This window comes from Enterococcus sp. DIV0755b (assembly GCF_051713765.1).
Lineage (GTDB): Bacteria > Bacillota > Bacilli > Lactobacillales > Enterococcaceae > Enterococcus_C > Enterococcus_C canintestini.
Genome location: NZ_JBIOQN010000001.1, coordinates 2,323,842 through 2,344,821 on the forward strand (window position 1 = coordinate 2,323,842; position 20,980 = coordinate 2,344,821).

Consider the following 20,980-nt stretch of genomic DNA (forward strand, 5'->3'; position numbering starts at 1 on the left):
TATGAAAATCAGGTTTTTTATTTTAAAGGGTTACCCCTTTTAAAATCTCATTAGCAGCAGCTTCATCGGTTAGAAGCCACGTTTGTTTTGGTGCATTTTGCATATAGGCATTAATTGCTTTGGCTTTACTTTTGCCACCAGCAATAGCCAAAATAATTGGCACCTTTTGTAAATCTTTTAATTGTAAACCAATACGCGGGACTTTATAAACCACTTTGCCAGTTTCATCAAAGAAATAGCCAAATGATTCTGCAACTGCATTGGCTTTTTTTAACATCAAGATTTCTTTTTCACTCATCTTGCGTCTAGCCGCCATATGCAGTGCCCGTCCAATACTATGAATAACACAGTTGGCATGGCTTATCAAGTTTAAGACCTCCAGAATCGAAGGCTCTTTCATCAACGAACGATACGTATCTGAACTGAGTTGCTCTGGGACATATAATGCCCGATGTTCCCCATTAGACCTCATAGCCATCATAGCAGAAACTGAGTTGGCTTGTACAGTCAGAGCTTCTCCAATACCACCTCTGGCTGGAACAAAAAGGTTATGTCGTTCGTCACTTTCAAGGTTTGTCAAACATTCCGCAACTTGGGCCATCGTTGTCCCACCCATAACTGCGATAATATTTTTGCCTTCTGGTAAAAGTAAATCCAAAGATTCATTTAGACTTTCACCAAAGTTTTTCACGACTTTTTCTTGACGATCGCTATCTCCTGCAGAAATGACGCAACGTGTAATGCCAAAATAATTGGCCAACTGCTTTTCCAATTGATGCATACCAAATAATTGATCCATGACTTTGCCTAAATCAGTAAAAACTTTTTCACCAGTTTTAGTTAAACTCATCCCACTTTTGGTGACATCAATTAACGCCAATCGTTTTAATAGATCGGTTTCAGTTCGTAAAACCCGTTCGGTCATATTTAAACTATCTGCTAAATTACGGCGACCAATAGGCTGCATCCAATAAATGTTGCGCAAAATCTTATACCGTTCTTGCAAAACATGGAGGATATCAGGAGCAACTGCTTCGATCAATTTTAAGTCATCAAGCATGATTACTCTCCTTTTAACGGTGGACGCTTTTCGTCCATCGTAGACCTATTTCGACCCATCAAGACCAAAAAAAATTTCCTGTAGGTCAAAATCCATTAACCTTACGGAAGTAATAGTACCATTTTCATGGCGAATGTGCAACTAAAACGCGAAGAAAAAATCCCGCTAAATTCACTTCTTTTCAGTAAAATCGCTTTACTAATTGATTTGACGCTAAGTGATATCTTGCACAACCTAATTAAAATAAAAAAAACACAACTAATTTGTGCAATAGTATAATTGATCTTAGGAAAAATAATAAGAATCATTTCCGAAATATTCATTTCCTTTAAAAATCATGTTAAAATAACTCAGTGGTTGTGAGAGCGTTTTTTCTCCCAACAGAAAAGCAGAATGATTCTTTTCGCTTATTACCAACGCAAATTCATTTATAGCGCTGACACCAAAGCCTTTTGTAGTTCTGTTTCATTTTTTATCAAATAAGATGGTCCTTTTACCATAAAAAAAGACATCTTCTTAGCTAGAAGATGTCAGTGACGCGCTCTAAGGGAATCGAACCCCTGTCTCAAGAACCGGAATCTTACGTGATATCCACTACACTAAGAGCGCCGAACACATGTTAGTTTAGCTAATAATCAGAATAAAATCAAGAGGAAAATACATGAAATTTCAACAAAGTTTTTCACAAAAACAAAAACAATCGCAAAAGCTTGCTATGACGCAGTCGTTACAGCAATCGATTCAAGTTTTACAATTTTCAATTGATGAATTAGCTGAATTTGTTGAAACACAAGCGATGGAAAATCCATTAATTGAAGTTTCAGAAGCAAATTATGCGCTAACTTATTCAAAACCTCGTTCTTCTAGTGGCGAAGAATTAAATTATTTAAGTCAAATCCCCGATGATCGAATTTCATTATTTGAGTATTTACTCGATCAAGTTCATTTGAATTATCGTGATACTTTTTTACGGGATATTGTTTTATTTTTAATCGAATACATTGATTTAAACGGTTTTTTGACGATTGATTTAGCAGAAGTGGCAAATAAAATGCAAGCTACAAAAATTCAAGTCTTAGATGCATTGACTTTACTACAACAATTAGATCCAGCAGGCGTCGGGGCTCGTAATTTACAAGAATGCTTAATGTTACAAACAGAGCGGGATGATACTGCGCCTAATTTAGCATATCTTATTTTAGAAGAACACTTTGAAGAATTGGTCAATCGTAAATGGCCTGAATTAGCTAAAAAACTAATAATCCCAATCAGTGAAGTGCAAGAAGTATTTGACTATATTCAAACGCTAACCCCCACTCCTGGTGCTAGCTTTGGTACAACAGATGGCCTTTATATTATTCCCGATTTAACTGTTAAAGTGAATGCCAATGGTAAAATCAAGATCTCCAGCAATCGTCGGGGCATGCCAGAGATGCACTTTCAGCAAAGCTATTTTGACCAGATGACTAAAAAAGCCGATGATGAGACTAAAAAGTATTTAAATGAAAAGAAACAAGATTTCGAATCACTAAAAAAGATGGTCCAACAGCGTGGCGATACGATTTTACGGGTAGGACAAGCAATTATTACCCACCAACAAGCGTTTTTCTTAGATGAACAGCGCCCAATCAAGCCTTTAATTTTAAAAGATATCGCCGAAGAATTAGATATTCACGAGTCTACTGTCAGTCGAGCCGTGAATGGAAAATATTTAGAAACGGATTTTGGCATCTTTGAATTAAAACACTTCTTTAGCCAAAAAGTTGGCATTCAAAATGAAAGTGGCGAAGATTTGTCTACTGATAATGTGAAGACTCGTTTACAAACCCTAGTCGCAGAAGAAGATAAAAATAAACCATTATCTGATCAAAAATTAGTCGATTTACTAAAAGCTGAAGGAATTGAAATTTCCCGCCGTACAGTCGCTAAGTATCGCGACGCTTTAAAAATCCCCAGCTCTAGTAAACGCAAACGCTTTGACTAGCCTCACGTCTTATTAAAAGAGCCCCTATGCATTTAGATTTTCTTTTAAGAAAATCTCATGCGCAGGGGCTTTTACATTTTTTATTCGTTTGGTTTTCTTTCCGGACTCACCCACGTCCCACTACCATATCCCATAATTGTTTTGATGGCAGGAATTAATGTCGTTAAAATTGTTAACGCGTTCATCATCCAATACAGAAGCATATAAAATGGTGCAAAAATAAAGTAACGCAATTTTCTACCATTGTCATCGATAAATAAGGCAGCGCCAAGTTGTAAAAAGCCTGCTACCATTTGGAAGTTAACAAAGATAAAAGCCATCGCAAACATATGAAAAATCCGTTCATAGTTTTGAGTTACAAGAAAATACAATAAGGTTATAACAAAAATCAAACTTGAGAACCAAAAGAAAAGTGACCAGAGAATACTTAAGGTTTGATCGATGAACATCACCAACTGATTAAAATGTTTAATCGGATGTAAGGCGATTTTAGGAAAATTAGTCAACCAGACTTCAGTACCACCTTTTGCCCAGCGCTTACGTTGGCGGTAAAGCATTGAAAGTGTATCTGGCACCATCATATAAAACATAATATCCGGCGCAAAAACCGGTACCCAGCCTAAGAGTTGCTCATCCCAAGCAATACTGATGTCTTCTGTAGCACGATCTTGGCGAAATAATCCTGCATCTAACAGCGCTGTTTTCCGATACATCGTGTTAGCACCACTAAAAGCATACATTGTATTTAATGTTCCTTGTTGGCTACGCTTAATTACCCCAACAATACTTGAAAATTCTACGGTTTGTGCTTTTTCAATAATTTTTGAACGATTTAAAACGTCCATGTTACCAGTAACCGCACCAATATTATCATCGTTTGAGGTCTTAAAATAATTGATATATTTGCCCAGTGCATCAGGCTCAGGAATTGTATCCGCATCATTACTTAAAATAAATTCACCATTAGAAAAAGCAAAACCAATATCAAAAGCGTGGGCTTTTCCTTTATTTTTTTCAATCGTGATTACCCGTAAACGCTCTTCTTGTGCTGCTAAGTCGGCTAGAATCTGAGGTGTTTTGTCCGTTGAGCCGTCGTCTACTACTAATACTTCATAATTTGAATAATTTAATTCATGAAGTAAATAATGTAACGTTTTTTCAATTACAACTTCTTCATTGTGAGCTGGAACCATAATGGAAACACAGGGCTGATCAAAAGGGGTAATCTCTTTAAAATCTAGTTTCTGATAGCGAAATAAAAAGCGGTAACTCACCACCCCAATAAACCACATAAATGCACCTAAAATTGGGTAGGTAAAGAGAATAAATAAGATCACATTTAATACAAAATCGAGATATGTATTACCAGTTTGTAGGAGTTTCATTTATTTTCCTCCTCTTTTAAGGCTGTAGCTAATTCCTCTTTTGTAATATTTTTTTCTGGTGGTATAGAATAAGTCTTTTGGACAACGCGTTTTTCAATTGGCCCAAAACGTTTCGTATAAAACTCCTCTAAAGCATGTCTTTTTCTTAGCATTGCATTAAAGTCATAAGTAAATTCCTGGCTGTACTTATCTTTTATACGCCGATTACTCCGCAATGTCATCAGCACAGTAAAAATTGTAGCGGCAATAAAAAATAGCACAAAGACTTTTAATAAAAAGTAAAACGTGTCAATACCTTCTTGGTAGTACCAAACCGGTTTTACATTTTTATAATGTCGTAACAATGTAGAGGTTACAGTCCAATACATAGGAATCACGACTCCAAGCCAAGCAATTATTGTCAGAATGATTGTACGTAATTTTAGCCAAAAGTGACCTTTTTCAAAAAATTTGTCCTCAAAAACCGTATTTTCGTCTTTTTTAGCTGCTGTTTCTGACTTCAATTCTTCTTTTTTTTCTTTCACAAGCATACCTCCCTTTCATTTTAGTATTTCGTATGTAATAAAAATTTGCAAATTAAACGGGTTTTGTTAAAATTAAAAATTATTCCTTTTGCTATAAAAATAGCACTCCACAAAAGTTAGCGTTTTGGTCTAACTTTTGTGGAGTGCTTTAAAATAAATTTTTCTTTTTGCTAATTTTATTACTCGTCTTCATCATCGTCATCAAAGTCATCTAAATCATCGTCATCATCGATAATGGTTAGATCTTCTTCGATGTTTCCAGGGACTTCTTCTTCGTCATCAGAATTATCGTCGGCGCCAATTTCTTGTAAGTCGCTGTTGTAAGCTGAGATTTCTTCATCATCTTCATCATCATCGTCATACAATTCTTTGTCGTCTTCCTCATCTTCTGGATCAGCGTCTTCTGGATCATCATCGTTATAGTCGATAGCATCTTCATCGTCGTTAATAAAGGCATTAACCTTTTTACGTTTACGTTTGCGTGGTGTGTCTTCTTCGTCTTCATCAAGACCATGAGACAATTCTTCGTCAATTGAATCAATTGCATACCATGAACGCAAGCCCCAACGATTCTCACCTAATGAGATAAAGCTGCCGTCAATGTTTAAATCGGTATAAAATTGGGCCAATGAATCACGAATTTCGCTGTCAGATTTACCCAAATAGGTTTGAATTTGGTTTACTAAATCTGAAAACTCCATTACGTCGCCCTTTTGCTCTAAAATCGCATGAGCCACTTCGATCATGGACAACTCGTTTTTGTTTGCCCCTTCAAATACTGTAATTTCCAAAATAGGACACGTCCTTTCGCAGTCTACGCTTTATCATACAAAAATGTTTTGAAAAAATCAATTTATTTCGCAAAATTATGCTGTGAAATCTAAGCTAATTTGATATTCTTCAACTCGTTCGTCTGCCATGTACAAGTCATAGTCAATAAAAATAGTCCCAGAGGTTGGGCGATCTTTTAAACTAATGTGTAGATTTCGTGTAAATGTGCCAAAGTACATTACCCCATAAGGCGTCGTATAGCTAGTTTCTAATTTTTTCTTATAATCAAATTTTAAACGCAACCGCATTTCCCCTGAACGTGTCAATTGCACGGTCCCATCTGGCATAATCTTAATAATAACAGGAATTTTTTCCCCATTTTCTTGTACTTCTTGATAGCGAATATACAGTTTATCCCCAATTGTCACCAGTTGTCCCGGCAAATCAAAACTAAAATCTTGTACTTCATGATGTTGCTTTACTTTTGTTTTCAGATGGATTGAAACCGGTACGCCATTCTTTAAATCCATTGTTGTATCCTCCACTTCCCACAATCATTGTAAAAAAGTATTTTAAAAAGCCACGATACTTTTCACCTTTAGTTTCATTCTTCACAGTTTTGCCTCTTTTGTCAAACATTGCGTCTATTTTGAGGCCTTCTGTTATTTTTTCAAGTCTTTTTCGTATATAATGAAAGAAAAGTGGAATATTTTTTCTGCGATTAAAAGTTTGTCACAAAAGTCTCCTACTTTTAGCACTTTTTTTAGATGACAACAAAACCAGATATTTAGGAGTTAAGTTATGAATTTAAGTTTAGATCAACCGATTTATGCCAATCAACAGGCTCTTTTGCCTTTTGCCTTAACCGATGTCTTAATAGAAGCGGTCAGTCAAGCCAAACAGCCGCTGCTGCATTTTTGGCAACTGGAAAACACAATGATTTTAGGTATGAAAGATACTCGTGTTTTAAACCTAAAACAAGGAGTAGCTCACTTGCAAAAAGCAGGTTATCCGCCAGTAGTGCGCAGTGCCGGTGGCTTGGGCGTTATAAGTGACGCGGGTATATTAAATATTTCGCTTTTAATTCCCCAAGGTGAACATACCACAAGTTCTGCTTATGAAATGATGTATCACTTAACTAAACTAGCTTTTCCCGAACTTATTATTACGCCTGGTGAAGTTTTTGATTCTTATTGTCCGGGAAGTTATGACTTAAGTTGTAACGGAAAAAAAATCGCTGGTATTGCCCAACGAAAAATTAAAGCAGGAATCGCTATTATGATGTACTTAAGCGTTACTGGCTCGCAACTTACCCGCGGGGAAGTTGTGAGAGATTTCTATTTAACAAGTTTATCAGAAAAATTTGGCCAAGATGGCTATCCGCCGGTAAACCCCACCAGTATGACCACTGTGACTGCGGTCATGGGAGAAGAAGTTTCCATTGCAGAAACAAAGAAACGCTTTGTAAACGCCTTTAGTGCGCTTACAAATGATACAATCAGTTCTATTAATAGTCGTGATTGGCTGAATGAAGCAGATCGACTTGCTACTTATAAAGACAAACTCAGTCACATGATTACCCGCAATCAAATTCTTGATACAATCTAGCTATTCAAATGTAGCTTGTAACTTAAAAATTCATCAACCAAAAGGAGGAACACGATGATGACTTTATATAAGGATCAAAAATTGCCAATTGAAAAAGTTTTTCGCGATCCTGTTCATAACTATATTCACGTTCAACACCAAGTAATTTTAGATTTAATCAACTCAAAAGAAGTGCAACGGCTAAGACGCGTAAAACAGCTAGGGACCTCTTCATTTACCTTTCACGGAGCTGAACACAGCCGTTTTTCTCATTCTTTAGGCGTTTATGAGATTACCCGTCGCATTTGTGATATTTTTGAACGAAATTTTTCGGTTTCAAAAATTGGCGCTGGTGGTTGGGATGACAATGAACGGCTTGTCGCATTATGCGCTGCATTATTACACGATGTCGGCCACGGGCCTTTTTCTCATACTTTTGAACATATCTTTCATACTGATCACGAAAAAATCACAGTTGAAATTATCACCTCGCCTGAAACTGAGGTTTATCAAATTTTAAATAAAGTCGCAGCTGGTTTTCCTGAAAAAGTTGCCAGTGTCATTACCCATGACTATCCCAATCCCCAAGTTGTCCAGATGATTTCTAGTCAAATTGATGCCGATCGAATGGATTATTTGTTACGGGATGCTTATTTTACCGGCACTGAATACGGCACCTTTGATTTAACTCGTATCTTGCGGGTCATTCGTCCTTATGAAGGTGGTATTGCTTTTTCGATGAATGGGATGCATGCGGTGGAAGATTACATTGTTAGTCGTTATCAAATGTATGTCCAAGTCTATTTCCACCAAGTTTCCCGGAGTATGGAAGTCTTATTGGAACATCTATTAAATCGTGCCCATGAACTTTATAACGAAAATTCAGATATGTTCCAACAACACTCACAACTATTAATTCCCTTTTTAAAAGAAGACTTTACTTTAGCCGATTATCTGAAGCTTGATGATGGTGTTTTAATCACTTATTTTATTCAGTGGGTGGATGAAGACGATGCGATTTTAAGTGACTTAGCTAATCGCTGGTTATCGCGAAAACCATTAAAATCGGCAAAATTTAAAGAAAATCAAACTGCTTTAATTGAAAAACTATGTAAATTAGTCGAAGAAGTCGGCTACAATCCCAAGTACTATACCGCCATCAATTCCAGCTATGATTTGCCTTATGATTTTTACCGGCCAAAATCTGGTGTCCATCGTACCCAAATCGAATTGCAACAAAAAGATGGCACCTTAGTCGAACTTTCAAAAGTCAGTCAACTTGTTGCCGCCTTAGCCGGCCAAAAAACTGGCGATCATCGCTATTACTTTCCAAAAGAGATGGTCGATCGTACTTTACAAGATAATTATGATTTATTTAGCGAAACCTATGCTGAATTTGCCCGCCATATTAAAAATGGTGAATTAGTAGAATAACTGCATTAAATTTAACTCCCTTTACTTCACTACTAGAAAAGGGAGTTTTCTTTTAGTAGAATAGAACACGTATCTTGTCACTTTAAGACAATTTCAGTAGCAAAAATAAATAAAGTGATTCATTTTAGGAGGATTTTCATGAGTATCAAACTAGTTGCAATTGATATTGACGGCACTTTACTCGATAGTGCTGGTCAATTAAGTGAAGGCGTCAAAAAAGCACTACAAGAAGCCAAACAAAAGGGTATCCGCATCGTTTTATGTACCGGTCGTCCCCTTCCTGGTGTAACAGAGTATTTAAAGGCATTAGATTTATTAAGTGCTGATGATTATGTGATTACCTATAACGGTTCGTTGGTGCAAAACGTCGCTACCCAACACACTGTTTTTTCAGCCAACTTAACGAAAAATGATTATTTAAAAATCAATTACATCGCTCAAAAATTAGGCGTCCATTTCCATGTTTCAGGTGTCGATGCCATTTTCACAGCCAATCGCAATATCAGTCCATATACGGTTCACGAATCAACGTTGGTTCACATGCCCATTAAATATCGTACTTCCGATGAAATGATCCATAACGATTACGAAATGATTAAAATGATGATGATTGATGAACCCGAAATTTTAGATCATGCCATTACCCAACTACCAGCTGAATTTAAAGAACAATATAATATTGTAAAAAGTGCTCCTTTTTATTTGGAAATCTTACACAAAGGTGCCAATAAAGGCATTGCCTTAAAAAAACTGGCCGAACACTTAGCGATTGAACAGGCAGAAGTAATGGCAATTGGCGATAATGAAAATGATATGGCAATGTTGGAATACGCTGGAATTGGCGTTGCCATGCAAAACGCCGTGGAAAAAACTAAAGCCGTTGCTGACTATATTACCACGGCTTCAAACGACGAAGACGGGGTTAAAGAAGCTATCGAAAAATTCTGCTAATAAAAAATGTTCCCTCCGTTATTAAACACCATTAAAAAAGTAATAGCTTTACAGGCAATAAACTATAAAAAAACACGACCAAAAAACAAATGATGTTTTCTGGTCGTATTTTTAGTTGTTTTGATAATTTTTAGACGCTTTAAACTTTTCTTTGGGTTTCAAAAATTTTGCTAATAAAAAAGCATAGCAAAAACTAAAGACAACACCGATTAAAACGGATTTGCTTCCATAAACGAGAAAACCTAATAATAAAACGGCAAAATTTAAATTACGGATAATGGTCGCTAATTGAAATTTTGGTCTTTTTTGTTGAATAATTAAAGCAACAACATCCATTCCAACTGTCGATGCTGCAGCGGACAAACAAAAGTAATATCCTGCTGCAATAAAAAGACACGCCAAACTAAAATCGACGATAAAATTTACGGATAAACGCAGTGGCAAATTTGAAAAAAAGGAGAAAAAGCTAAGGTAACAAATACTACTAAAAAACGATTTAACTAATAATTCTTTACCCAAATAACAAAAACATAAAATTAACAACAATACTGTGATCAAATTCGTTAAAAAGACGTGATTTATTCCCAGTAATTTACTACAAACCAAGGCTAAACTCGTGACGCCGCCATTAATAATTTTGTGGGGAACCATCCATTTTGCATAGGCGATTGCCAGTAAACTATTGCCAAACAAAATTTTACTGATTTTTCTCCATTCGCTTTTGAATAACACACTTTCTTGCATCTGCACTCACTTTCTACTCTTAGATAAACGCTTCTTAATTAAAGGAAGACAGCTACATTTTGATCATTTTTTAGCCGCTCTATTTTCCTGACTCTTCTTGTTCATATCGAGCTTATCTTTTTTCCACATTATCTATCTAACCTTAAAAAATTACCTCATAACCATCATATGCTACCTGAAACCCTGCAGATGCAACTAACGCCTCCATTTCACCATGAGTAAGTTGACTATTATGGGAAAAGTGACTGCAAGTAAAAATAGTTTTTTCATCCACTAAGCCTAATTGGGCTAATCGGGTTTTTGTCCTTAAATTATTAGGAAAGCCCATATGATTATGAATAGTATCATTGTTTTGGCTATTACAATCTAGTGAGACATAATCAAAATAGGAACCATTTTTTGCTAAATACTCCCATGTTGCTAAGGGAAACTCTCCTGTATCATGTGCATAAAGCATATTTTTTAAGCCGTCAGAAATAGCATAAATGAGACAATTTTCCCGCGGATCATGATCTGCAACTAATGGGGTAATTTGATAGTTTTCAATTTGAAAAGGTTCAAAAGCCTGAATCAAATGAAATTGGATGCGTTCTTGCTCTTTATAACCTTCTAAATCAAAGACACGCTCTAAAAATGATGCAACCATTTCATTGCCGTATACGTTTAATGTTGCTGGCGTATTTTTCACATAGCCACTTAAACGCAACACCAAATCTTCGGGATAAAAATGATCAGAATGACTATGGGTAATTAATAGATGCTCGAGGTGGTATAAATCATAACGATAAGTCAAATAGTGCCAATAGCTATCTGCTGGCCAATCAATCATTAAAAAATCATCAACTAGTGATTGGCAACGACTACGAAGATCTTTCCCACCATTTTTGAGTGCTTTTTTGCATAAATCACACTGGCAATAAAGTGCCGGTACCCCTTCAGCTGCTGCGGTACCAAAATATTGTAATTTCATCTTTATCTTTACTCCTTAATTTAACCATCTCATTAACATGTAAAAAACGAATCTTTTCTCGTTAACTAAGAAATAACATTTACTTAAATATTCTCGCTATTCGTGATTAAAGCCATTGTTTAAAATCACATCTGCCATCCAAAAACTTGAACTTTTAGGGATTCGTTTAAAATGATCATCCAGCTCAACGCGATAATAACCATAGCGATTTTTATAAGCGTTCAACCAACTCCAACAATCAGCAAAAGTCCATAAATGATAGCCAAAACATGGCGAACCGTCGTTAATTGCCCGCTGTAACGCGATTAAATGTTCTTTGATAAATGCGATACGATACGTATCCTCAATTACCCCTTCACTATTTGTAAAGCGCTCTTCATCAGATACTCCCATGCCATTTTCAGAAACAAACCACGGAATATTTTGATAACTATTTTTTAAACGCATCGCAATATCATATAGCCCAGTCGGATAAATTTCCCAACCGCGATGCGGGTTAATTCGTTTTTGTGGCCAATCATAACCATTAAACAAATCCCGCGGTTCAGTAATAGGACAATGAGCATTTTTTGGTGCTTGTACGCGTAACGGTTGATAATAATTACAACCTAAAAAATCAACAGTATTATTGGCAAAGATTTCTTTATCATTTTGGGCAGTAACAGGTAATAAATCTGCTTCTTTTAATAACGTCACTAGTTCTTTAGGAAATCGTCCGTAAACAGCTACATCTAAAAAGCTACGAATATAAAGTAAATCTGCCCACTGCGCAGCCTCTTGATCGGTTTTTGCTTCACTTTTGGCATAAACCGGTGATAAATTTAAAATAATTGCAATCTTACCATCCCCATGAATACTTTTGCGATATTCAGCAACAGCTTTGGCATGAGCCAACAATGTGTGGTACCCCACTTGTAAAGCCCGTTTAAAATCCCTTACTTTAGGCCAATGCGCATTGCCAAAATAGCCACATTCAATATGAACAAGAGGTTCATTAAACGTTGCCCATTTTTTTACTAAATCCCCAAACTGTTCAAAAGCAACGCGGGCATAATAGGCAAAATGCTCAACAGATTCTCGTGCTTCCCAACCACCTTTTTCCATTAGCCACCACGGCATATCAAAGTGAAACAAATTTACAATAGGTTCGATGCCATTTTCAATTAATTCGGTAAAATAATTGCGATAAAAACGCACGGCTTTTTTATTTAATGTTTTGCCATCTGGTAATAAGCGGGTCCAAGCAATTGAGGTCCGAAAAGAATTTAAATGCATGGCTTTCATATTAGCGACGTCTTCTTTGTAGCAATAATACGTATTGGATGTATCTTTTGGTCCCACCCCTTCATAAAAAAGTTCCGGTTCCATTTCAAACCACTTGTCCCATGTAGAAGGACTTTTCCCATCAAGTAAAGCTGCTCCTTCTGATTGTGGCGCAGAAGTCGCTGCTCCCCATAAAAAATCTTTTGGAAATTGATACATTTTTTTCCTCCTTCAATCAGTAAAAAAATAGTTGTCAAATCGAAAAGGGCTGCGACAAAAGACTTGTCACAGCCCTTTATTAGCTATAAACGGCATTTTTAAAAGAACTTTTTAGCAAAATCAGGTTCCTTAAAAAATAGTTTCTCTCTGTTAGACAAATGGGTATCCGATTTTCACCAAAGGTAATTTTGCTATACCGAGCACCTTTTTTTGCAAGTTTTACTCAGCTTTTGCCCAGCGATCGTATGCTTGTTGATAAACTTTCACATATTTATCAACGTCCATGCCTTTTAGATTTTTCACATATTTATCCCAGTTATCTAAGCTTTCCACACCGGTAATAAATTTGGCTTCCATTTGTTCCACATAAGTTAAAATGTCAGTGCTAGTAGTTGCAATTTGATCTGTTTCTTCTTTAGTCATATACACAACTGGGAATGGAACTTCTTCATAAGGCGTTACTTTTGCTTTAGTTTCTTTTTCTTGGAATTCAGACCAAATGCTACGAGCTGGTGCATCTGCGGTTTCTCTAATTGAAGTAACGTAGTCGTTTTGTAAACCTGGTGTTACTAAGCCGTAGTCAATCCCGATTTTACCGCGATCTTCTTCCATTTTTTGTTTATCTTCTCCGACATAAACGCGGACTTTTTCACCATCTTTATTGGTTTCATATTGCCAAAATGCACCTTCTGGACCATTACCAGCTAAATCAGCGCCTTCTTCTGTATACAAGTAATCTGCCCAACGAATTGCAGCTTCAGGTGATGGACATTTTTTAGTAATCGCAAAAGTACCGGTACCAACCCGCGGATGCCCTGGTGCTAGTGGTGTATCTTGAATATCAGAAGTTAGTTGTTGGAACATTGGGTCATTTAAAGCATCTGCTGGATTTTTACCAGTAGCCATGTAAGAAGCATATGCGCTAAACAAACCAACTTTATCTGTTTCAGTGTTACCTTGGAATTGATCAGGTGATTGCGAGAAGACTTCTTTATCCAATAAACCTTCAGAATATAGCTTGTTCATAAAAGTTAAATATTCTTTATAGTCTTTTGACATCGCAGCAAATCGAACTTTGCCGTCTTGTTCTTCAATCGTTTGTGACTTCATTCCAAATGCTGGTAGTAACCAAGTCCGAATAATTAACAATTTGTTACCATCTGATAATGGAATTTCATCTTGTTTGCCATTTCCATTTGGATCTTCTGTTTTAAAACGTTTCAATAATGTATATAGTTCGTCTGTATTTTTTGGTAATTCTTTTACGCCAAGTTTTTCTAACCATTCTCCGTTATACCAAAGTGGTGAAATATAAAGCGGATTTGATGTTTCTTCAGGATATAAGCGCGGTAGTGAATAAATATGGCCATCAGGCGCTGTAATCGATTTTTTAAATTCTGGATTTTCTTCCAAAATTTTATTTAAATTCGGTGCGTGTTCTTTAATTAAATCTTCTAAAGCTAGTAAATTTCCTTGTGCCCCTTGATCAGACTGAACTGAATTTTTCAATAGTGATGATCCTGCACCAAAGATAACATCTGGTAATTCATCTGAAGCAAAAGCCAAGTTTAATTTGGTTTCAAAGTCGGTTTGGGGTGGTGTAATATAGTCAAAATCAATATTCGTTAAGTCTTCTAAAGCTTTGGCTGCGGCTAAATCTTCCCATTCAGTTTTAGTTAGACCCGGAGCCATCATCGTCATTTTGATTTTCTCTTTAACAATTGGCATACCTTTTTCTTCAACTTTAATATTTTCTTTTTGCGTGGCAGAACCTTCTTTACTCCCACAAGCAGCTAATAAAGATGTTGCCATTAATAATGACGCGATTAACACATATTTCTTTTTCATTTCATTCCCTCACTTTAAAAAATTTATATTTTGACGGTTAACCTTTTAGTGAGCCAACCATTACGCCCTTCACAAAGTAACGCTGTAAAAACGGATAAATCATAATAATCGGCAATGTCGATACAATCATGACGCCGTATTTAATCACGGCTGCTAATTGTTGTTTACTAAAGGCCACTTCAGCCGCCGCAGAACTCATAGCCGCACCTTCTTTTGCCATGTCAGAATTAACTAGTATTTCTCTTAAAACAAGTTGCAATGGATACATAGATTTATCAGTGAAATAAATCAATGCGCTAAAGTAACTGTTCCAATGAGCTACGCCACAAAACAATCCCATTACGGCAATGATTGGCATGGAAAGTGGTAAGATAATGCGGAAAAATAATTGAAAATCTGTACAGCCATCAATTAACGCCGCTTCTTCCATCTCTCTTGGAATGGTACTTTGGAAAAAAGTTCTAGTAATGGCGATATTGTAAACAGAAACCGCACCTGGTAAAGTAATGGCCCAAACTGTATCAATCATCCCTAAGTTTTTAATTAATAAATAACTTGGAATTAATCCACCACCAATAAACATTGGCACCATCAAAAATTTCATAAATAAATTACGACCGTAAAATTCTGGTCTCCCCATTGCATAAGCACAAGGAAGCGTTAATGCCAAATTAATAAATGTTCCAATGGCGGTATATTTAATCGTATTCCAATATCCTTGCCAAATCGTGTCATAACCTAAAATCGTTTTATATCCTTCCCAAGTGATATTTTTTGGTAACAACCACATTTCACCGGAATTGACCGCTGTTGGGCTCGAAATTGAGGCACTTACAACATAAATTAACGGATATAAAACCAGAAATAGTGCTAAGGCAATAAATAAGTAGACGACGCCCATAAAAAGTCGATCTGTTTTAGATACACTAATAGTTTTTGTATTCATCTGCTTGCTCCTTTCCTACCACAAACTCGTTTCGCTGACTTTACGGGATATTTTATTGACTACAATTAATAAAAACGCATTAATTGCGGCATTAAAAAGTCCCACTGCTGATGCATAACTATATTGGGCATCTAATAGACCTTGTTTGTAAACAAAAGTCGCAATAACATTGGATGAATCCATATTTAAAGCATTTTGCATTAATAGAATTTTTTCATAGCCCAAAGACATCAAGCTACCAACATTCATAATTAGTAAAATAACCATTGTCGGAATAATCGTCGGAATGTTGATATAAAAAACGCGTTGTAAACGTGTGGCACCATCCACTGTCGCAGCCTCATGAAGCTGTGTATCTACACCAGACAAAGCTGCTAGATAAATCACGGAACCCCAACCTGTCCCTTGCCAAACACCAGATAAAACATAAACTGTTTTAAACCAACGGGGATCATTCATAAACGCAATTCGCTCAAAACCTAAAAAGTCTAATAAGTGGTTAATAATCCCGGTGGAAGGAGTTAAAAAGGCAATTAACATCCCGCAGACAACTACGACTGAAATAAAATTCGGTGCGTATGTAACAGTTTGCGTGAATTTTTTAAAGCGACTATCTTTTAGCTCATTTAAAGCTAAAGCCAAAATAATTGGTAAAGGAAAGCCAACTGCTAAAGAATATAAGCTAATCCCTAACGTATTTTTAAGTAAATCCCAAAAGTAATACGATTCAAAGAAACGTTGAAAATGTTTGAACCCAACCCACGGGCTACCCCAAATTCCTAATGAAGGAATAAAATCTTTAAACGCAATGATTACACCGTACATCGGAATATAAGAAAAAATAAGGACGACGATAAAAGCTGGTAAGACGAATAAGTACAACTGACGTCCTGTATAAAATTTTAATTTTATTTTTTCCCAGCGTGTCTTCTCTTGCTTCTTTTTTAAAAGCTCTCTTGATGATAATTCCATTTCTAGTCCTCCTTGTTTTTTGATTATCGTGATCTGTTGTTTTTATCTAATCATGTATCCGCTTTCTTAGCAATGTGTGGATTTTTTTCAATGTGTGATAATTTCAATTCCTATCATACCAACCTTTGGTAGTTCAATATCTTTCACATTTAGATAAGCGTTTTCATTTTCGTGATAAATTTTAAGCTGCACACCTGTTTTCATATCGACTAGTTGATCGGTTATTTGGGCTTTAATTTCATTTAAATAGATTCTTTTTGGTAACTGGTTGATACTGCAAAAAGCGAAATGTCTTTTTTCATCTTTAGCGTATGTTAGTTGCCAAGGACTAATCTTTCCTTCGACTTTAGCACGCGTTTCATAAATGCCATGACCATATATTTTAAGCCAATTACCAATATCATTTAAAATCGCAGTTTCTTCTTTAGTAAAAGTTCCTTCTGGAGTAGGTCCAACGCCTAAAATTAAATTGCCACCTTTGGCTACTACTTCTACAAATGTTTCAATTAATTCTTGGCTAGATTTAAAGGTGTCACTTGGGACATATCCCCAATCATTCCCAATCGGAATATTACTTTCCCATGGCTTATTAGGAATTTCTGCGTAGCTTGGAATTTTTCGTTCCGGGGTAACATAATTTTCATGCCGTCCCCCCATCATGCGATCAACGATAATCAATTCCTCTTGTTGCTCACGAGCAATTTCAGCCAATTGATCCATATCTAAATCTTCTTTTCCTTGACCACACCACCCAGCATCAAGCCACAATAAATCTACTGTTCCATAATTATGGGTAATTTCATGAATCTGACGGTGGACAAATTCTTTATAGCGCGCCCAAATTTCAGGATGCGCTGTTGGATCATAACTTGCCGTACGTCCTTTTATCGTCTCATCGTCTAACCAATAAAAAGGCGAGTACCAATCTGCTTTGGAATAATAAGCGCCTATTGCCATTTCTTCAGCCCGAAAAGCCTCAAAAACTTCCTTTAAAATATCGCGTTTAAACGGACTCAATTTCCCACCTATTTTATATTCGCTTTCCATTGTATTAAACATATTAAAGCCATCGTGATGTTTCGTCGTAAAAATACAATATTTAAAACCAGCTTCTTTACATGTTTTCGCCCACTTTTTGGCATCTAGCTGGGTAGGGTTAAATTTTGAAATTAAGTTCCAATAGTCCAGTTGCAGTTGTTTAAAGTCTTGCCGAAACGCGCGCCCCGTTCTAGCCCATTCATCTTTTTGCGATAATTGCCACGATTCAACAATCCCCGCTTGCGCATAAAGACCGTAATGAAAAATGACACCTAATTTCAAATCCTGAAACCATTCCAATCGTTTTTCTAACATCTCTGTTTCAGGATAAATATTATGATCAATGACATCACTATTTTTAGCTACTTCAATATCGCCTCTAATTACTGTCACGTTAATACTCCTTTCAATTTTGTTTTTAAGTTTTGTTTGCTCTTTTCTCTTTTAATGTAGCGGTAAATATTAGAGCTAACAATATGTAAAACAAAAGTGGATATGTAAACGCATTCTTTTTGCAAATTTGATTTAAGAGCTTGATTTTTTAGCATTTGGTAGAATGTGTAAGTTTTTACCTCAGCATGTATTTTAGATAAACCTCTATTTTACAGCCTTTGTAAGTGCTATCATTTTTTTATAAGAAAATTGTACTTTGCTATTTTTAATACGATGGAGGCATAACAATGGAAAAAAAACAAAAAGGTATGATCAAAGCAACTTATAATTTAGGCGAATTTTTAATTGCACTATTCAAACTACAATTTTTTTGGTGGTACGGCGTTTTAAAAGGAGGCATTTTGCTAGGCGTTTTTCCTGCCACAAGTGCTGTTATTAGTCTCTTTTTTCAGTTTTTCCAAACTAAAGAATTTTCAAGTCAACTTTTTGTAGATTTCAAAAAGAGCTATCAGGTCGCCTTTAAAAAGACTAATCTTTTAGGCTTTATCCAAACATTTATCTTAGCTGTCTTGTGGTTAGATATTCGTGTTGCAGGTCAATTACTACAAAATCAGCTAATTCATCTTTTCTTACTTATCTTTTTTGTTTTTTCACTACTGGTGGGAGTCTTTTTATTTCCCGTTTATTTGCGCTACGAACTCAGCTGCTTAAATTATTTCAAACAAGCCTTTTTTTTAATGATTGCAAGTATTGTTGAAACGATTGCCATTGGTGTTGGGATTGCGGTTGTCACCGCTATTACTACAATTTTTCCCATCTTAATGTTAATTGCAGCGGTACCGCTTTTACTTTTACCAATTAGCTGGTTTTCTTTACAAGCGATGAAAAAAATTGAAGCAAATAATTGTAACGCCAAAAGCTAGTCATACTTTGAAATAAAATGTTGTACATGTAACACTTCCTAACAATAAACTTAATTTTTATAAAGGATGGAAAAAAATGAAAGTCCATTTAAGCGGAGCTGGTATTTCGCCACTATTTTGCAACATTGTAGCTAAAAATTTGAACTGGGAACTCACTTCAAAAGAACAAAGTGATTACCAATTACAATTACAACCAGGTGAGCACTTACAAATTTATGCCAGTTTTCAAAAAGCTACTTTCATTTACGGTAATTTACCGCAATTATTTCGCGCCCTCACCCTTTGGCATAATCAGCGTGGCGAGCGTTTTAATTATGAAGAACAGCCTCATTTTGAAAAAATTGGTCCCTTATTAGATTTTTCTCGCAATGCAGTTATGACGGTGCCTGCATTAAAAAAAATGCTCACTTTGATCGCAAAAATGGGATTAAACAGTTGTATGTTGTACTTAGAAGATACTTATAAAATAGAAGAATATCCTTATTTTGGCCATTTTAGGGGGCGATATACGCAAGCAGAATTAAAAGAATTAGATGATTTTGCTGCTATTTTGGGGGTGGAATTAATTCCAGCGATTCAAACATTAGCCCATCTTAGTAACCCGTTACGTTGGAATTACGCTCGCAAGCTAAAAGATACTTCCGACATTCTTTTAGTGGATGATAAAAATACTTATTTATTGATTGAAAGTATGATTAAAACTTGTGCAAATTCTTTTCGCTCAAAACAAATTCACATTGGTATGGATGAAGCCCACCAATTAGGTCTGGGACACTATTTAAAACAACATGGTTTAGAAGATCCCTTTAGCATTATGTCCAAACACTTAAATAAAGTCATTCCTATTTGCGAAAAATACGGCTTAGAAGCAATGATGTGGAGTGATATGTTCTTTCGGATTGGTAGTAAATCTGGAGACTATTATGATCCTGAAGTTCATTTCCAAAAAAAATTGGTGCAAAATATCCCAAACGTTGCCATGGTCTATTGGGATTATTATCACCATGAAGAAAAAGATTATCTTACAAATTTTAAAAATCACAAAAAATTAGCAAAACCCGTGATTTTTGCAAGTGGCGTTTGGACTTGGAATGGCTTAGCGCCAAACTATGGCAAGTCGATTGTTACTCTTAGCGCGGGCCTCAGCGCTGCTAAAAAGCAACAAATTAAACAAGTCTACGCTACGTTATGGGGTGACGACGGCCAGGAGACAGCACATATTGCTGCACTTTTAGGTCTTCAGTATTTCGCCGAAGCACAATATACAAAAAAAACCAGTCAACAATTAGTAGAAAAACGATTTAAACTTTTTCATGGGCAAACAGCCCATGACTATCTACTTTTAGATAGCTTTGATCAAACGCCAGGCGTGGCAAAAAATAATCCCGGTGGTTCCAATGTTAGTAAATTGCTTCTCTATCAAGATCTGCTTTTTGGGCTTTATGAAGAAACTTTACAACCCTATGATTTAAAAAACTGGTATAAAAACTTAGCTAGAACTTTAAAAACTGTTCAGCCAACCACCGTAAGTGCTACTTTATTTGCTTACTACCAGCAACTTGCAAACGTCTTAGCTAAAAAGGCAACGATTAATAATGCAACTCTTTTGGCGTACCAACATCACAATGATGAGGAATTGAAACAGAGTATTTTACAGCTAAAAGAATTGGTTTTATCACTAGAAAAACTCCATCTGGCCCATCGTAATTTATGGTTTGAATGGTACAAACCTTTTGGCTGGGAAATTTTAGAGTTGCGTTATGCAGGATTAATAAAACGCTGTCAAACGGCAATTTGGCGTATAGAACAATATGTAACAGGAAAAATTAACACGCTTGAAGAACTAGATGCACCAAGATTACCTTTTGACGGACCTTATCCATTAGATCCTGGCACGATTGGCCGTAACCTCTTTTATGGCATCTATTCTGCTAGTAAGTTATCTGACGTATAAAAATTTTACAAAAA

General features: G+C 36.0%; 18 protein-coding genes and 1 tRNA gene. 6 read left to right on the forward strand and 13 right to left on the reverse strand.

What is annotated here, in order from left to right:
* Window positions 1–22: 22 nt before the first annotated feature.
* Window positions 23–1,060, reverse strand: a complete 1,038-nt coding sequence (locus IGI65_RS11175; protein WP_412256558.1) for a sugar-binding transcriptional regulator — start codon at window positions 1,058–1,060, stop codon at window positions 23–25.
* A gap of 537 nt (window positions 1,061–1,597) precedes the next feature.
* Window positions 1,598–1,669 (reverse strand) — tRNA-Arg (locus IGI65_RS11180).
* A 52-nt stretch (window positions 1,670–1,721) separates the two neighbouring features.
* Here IGI65_RS11180 and rpoN point away from each other — a divergent pair.
* Complete coding sequence (gene rpoN, locus IGI65_RS11185) at window positions 1,722–3,044, forward strand: RNA polymerase factor sigma-54 (RefSeq protein WP_412256560.1); 1,323 nt, start codon at window positions 1,722–1,724, stop codon at window positions 3,042–3,044.
* An 80-nt stretch (window positions 3,045–3,124) separates the two neighbouring features.
* Here rpoN and IGI65_RS11190 read toward each other — a convergent pair whose 3' ends face one another.
* From IGI65_RS11190 to IGI65_RS11205, 4 genes are all read right to left on the reverse strand, one after another.
* A complete protein-coding gene (locus tag IGI65_RS11190; RefSeq protein ID WP_412256563.1) occupies window positions 3,125–4,429 on the reverse strand; it encodes a glycosyltransferase family 2 protein in 1,305 nt (434 codons plus the stop codon).
* On the reverse strand, window positions 4,426–4,953 hold the full coding sequence (locus tag IGI65_RS11195) for a hypothetical protein (RefSeq protein ID WP_412256565.1): 528 nt from the start codon (window positions 4,951–4,953) through the stop codon (window positions 4,426–4,428). Before IGI65_RS11195 ends, IGI65_RS11190 begins: the two co-directional genes overlap by 4 nt.
* A 179-nt stretch (window positions 4,954–5,132) precedes the next feature.
* Entirely contained in the window at window positions 5,133–5,744 is a 612-nt protein-coding gene (gene rpoE, locus IGI65_RS11200; protein WP_071865477.1) for a DNA-directed RNA polymerase subunit delta, read from the reverse strand.
* A 75-nt stretch (window positions 5,745–5,819) separates the two neighbouring features.
* Complete coding sequence (locus IGI65_RS11205) at window positions 5,820–6,254, reverse strand: DUF1934 domain-containing protein (RefSeq protein ID WP_438774188.1); 435 nt, start codon at window positions 6,252–6,254, stop codon at window positions 5,820–5,822.
* Window positions 6,255–6,525: 271 nt separating this feature from the next.
* Between IGI65_RS11205 and IGI65_RS11210 the strand changes: the two genes are divergently transcribed.
* The 3 genes from IGI65_RS11210 (at window position 6,526) to yidA (ending at window position 9,696) form a co-directional block, all read left to right on the forward strand.
* The gene (locus tag IGI65_RS11210; RefSeq protein WP_412256566.1) at window positions 6,526–7,332 is read left to right on the forward strand and encodes a lipoate--protein ligase family protein; all 807 of its coding nucleotides are present in this window, start codon (window positions 6,526–6,528) and stop codon (window positions 7,330–7,332) included.
* Window positions 7,333–7,386: 54 nt separating this feature from the next.
* Window positions 7,387–8,745, forward strand: coding sequence for an HD domain-containing protein (locus IGI65_RS11215; protein WP_412256567.1), 1,359 nt, complete (start codon window positions 7,387–7,389; stop codon window positions 8,743–8,745).
* Window positions 8,746–8,883: 138 nt separating this feature from the next.
* Window positions 8,884–9,696, forward strand: a complete 813-nt coding sequence (gene yidA, locus IGI65_RS11220; protein ID WP_438774189.1) for a sugar-phosphatase — start codon at window positions 8,884–8,886, stop codon at window positions 9,694–9,696.
* A gap of 111 nt (window positions 9,697–9,807) precedes the next feature.
* Here yidA and IGI65_RS11225 read toward each other — a convergent pair whose 3' ends face one another.
* From IGI65_RS11225 to IGI65_RS11255, 7 genes are all read right to left on the reverse strand, one after another.
* A complete protein-coding gene (locus tag IGI65_RS11225) occupies window positions 9,808–10,440 on the reverse strand; it encodes a YitT family protein (RefSeq protein ID WP_412256571.1) in 633 nt (210 codons plus the stop codon).
* Window positions 10,441–10,582: 142 nt separating this feature from the next.
* Window positions 10,583–11,410, reverse strand: coding sequence for an MBL fold metallo-hydrolase (locus tag IGI65_RS11230; protein ID WP_412256572.1), 828 nt, complete (start codon window positions 11,408–11,410; stop codon window positions 10,583–10,585).
* Between the two features lie 96 nt (window positions 11,411–11,506).
* Entirely contained in the window at window positions 11,507–12,892 is a 1,386-nt protein-coding gene (locus IGI65_RS11235; RefSeq protein ID WP_412256573.1) for a glycoside hydrolase family 1 protein, read from the reverse strand.
* Window positions 12,893–13,111: 219 nt separating this feature from the next.
* Window positions 13,112–14,740, reverse strand: a complete 1,629-nt coding sequence (locus IGI65_RS11240; protein ID WP_412256575.1) for an extracellular solute-binding protein — start codon at window positions 14,738–14,740, stop codon at window positions 13,112–13,114.
* A gap of 37 nt (window positions 14,741–14,777) precedes the next feature.
* The gene (locus IGI65_RS11245) at window positions 14,778–15,686 is read right to left on the reverse strand and encodes a carbohydrate ABC transporter permease (RefSeq protein WP_071865470.1); all 909 of its coding nucleotides are present in this window, start codon (window positions 15,684–15,686) and stop codon (window positions 14,778–14,780) included.
* 15 nt (window positions 15,687–15,701) lie between these two features.
* On the reverse strand, window positions 15,702–16,658 hold the full coding sequence (locus IGI65_RS11250; RefSeq protein WP_071865469.1) for an ABC transporter permease: 957 nt from the start codon (window positions 16,656–16,658) through the stop codon (window positions 15,702–15,704).
* 87 nt (window positions 16,659–16,745) lie between these two features.
* On the reverse strand, window positions 16,746–18,089 hold the full coding sequence (locus IGI65_RS11255; RefSeq protein ID WP_412256578.1) for an alpha-L-fucosidase: 1,344 nt from the start codon (window positions 18,087–18,089) through the stop codon (window positions 16,746–16,748).
* Window positions 18,090–18,376: 287 nt separating this feature from the next.
* Here IGI65_RS11255 and IGI65_RS11260 point away from each other — a divergent pair, with 287 nt between their 5' ends.
* Both IGI65_RS11260 and IGI65_RS11265 read left to right on the forward strand, forming a co-directional pair.
* Window positions 18,377–19,012, forward strand: a complete 636-nt coding sequence (locus IGI65_RS11260) for a YesL family protein (protein WP_412256580.1) — start codon at window positions 18,377–18,379, stop codon at window positions 19,010–19,012.
* 76 nt (window positions 19,013–19,088) lie between these two features.
* A complete protein-coding gene (locus IGI65_RS11265) occupies window positions 19,089–20,966 on the forward strand; it encodes a beta-N-acetylhexosaminidase (RefSeq protein ID WP_412256582.1) in 1,878 nt (625 codons plus the stop codon).
* Window positions 20,967–20,980: the final 14 nt, after the last annotated feature.

Excerpts from the sequence above, each read along its gene's own strand:
- IGI65_RS11260 (WP_412256580.1), top strand. The coding sequence starts at position 18,377 with ATGGAAAAAAAACAAAAAGGTATGATCAAAGCAACTTATAATTTAGGC.
- IGI65_RS11250 (WP_071865469.1), bottom strand. The coding sequence starts at position 16,658 with ATGGAATTATCATCAAGAGAGCTTTTAAAAAAGAAGCAAGAGAAGACA.
- yidA (WP_438774189.1), top strand. The coding sequence starts at position 8,884 with ATGAGTATCAAACTAGTTGCAATTGATATTGACGGCACTTTACTCGAT.
- IGI65_RS11210 (WP_412256566.1), top strand. The coding sequence starts at position 6,526 with ATGAATTTAAGTTTAGATCAACCGATTTATGCCAATCAACAGGCTCTT.
- IGI65_RS11205 (WP_438774188.1), bottom strand. The coding sequence starts at position 6,254 with ATGGATTTAAAGAATGGCGTACCGGTTTCAATCCATCTGAAAACAAAA.
- IGI65_RS11215 (WP_412256567.1), top strand. The coding sequence starts at position 7,387 with ATGATGACTTTATATAAGGATCAAAAATTGCCAATTGAAAAAGTTTTT.
- IGI65_RS11230 (WP_412256572.1), bottom strand. The coding sequence starts at position 11,410 with ATGAAATTACAATATTTTGGTACCGCAGCAGCTGAAGGGGTACCGGCA.
- rpoN (WP_412256560.1), top strand. The coding sequence starts at position 1,722 with ATGAAATTTCAACAAAGTTTTTCACAAAAACAAAAACAATCGCAAAAG.
- IGI65_RS11235 (WP_412256573.1), bottom strand. The coding sequence starts at position 12,892 with ATGTATCAATTTCCAAAAGATTTTTTATGGGGAGCAGCGACTTCTGCG.
- IGI65_RS11240 (WP_412256575.1), bottom strand. The coding sequence starts at position 14,740 with ATGAAAAAGAAATATGTGTTAATCGCGTCATTATTAATGGCAACATCT.
- IGI65_RS11265 (WP_412256582.1), top strand. The coding sequence starts at position 19,089 with ATGAAAGTCCATTTAAGCGGAGCTGGTATTTCGCCACTATTTTGCAAC.
- IGI65_RS11225 (WP_412256571.1), bottom strand. The coding sequence starts at position 10,440 with ATGCAAGAAAGTGTGTTATTCAAAAGCGAATGGAGAAAAATCAGTAAA.
- IGI65_RS11175 (WP_412256558.1), bottom strand. The coding sequence starts at position 1,060 with ATGCTTGATGACTTAAAATTGATCGAAGCAGTTGCTCCTGATATCCTC.
- IGI65_RS11245 (WP_071865470.1), bottom strand. The coding sequence starts at position 15,686 with ATGAATACAAAAACTATTAGTGTATCTAAAACAGATCGACTTTTTATG.
- IGI65_RS11190 (WP_412256563.1), bottom strand. The coding sequence starts at position 4,429 with ATGAAACTCCTACAAACTGGTAATACATATCTCGATTTTGTATTAAAT.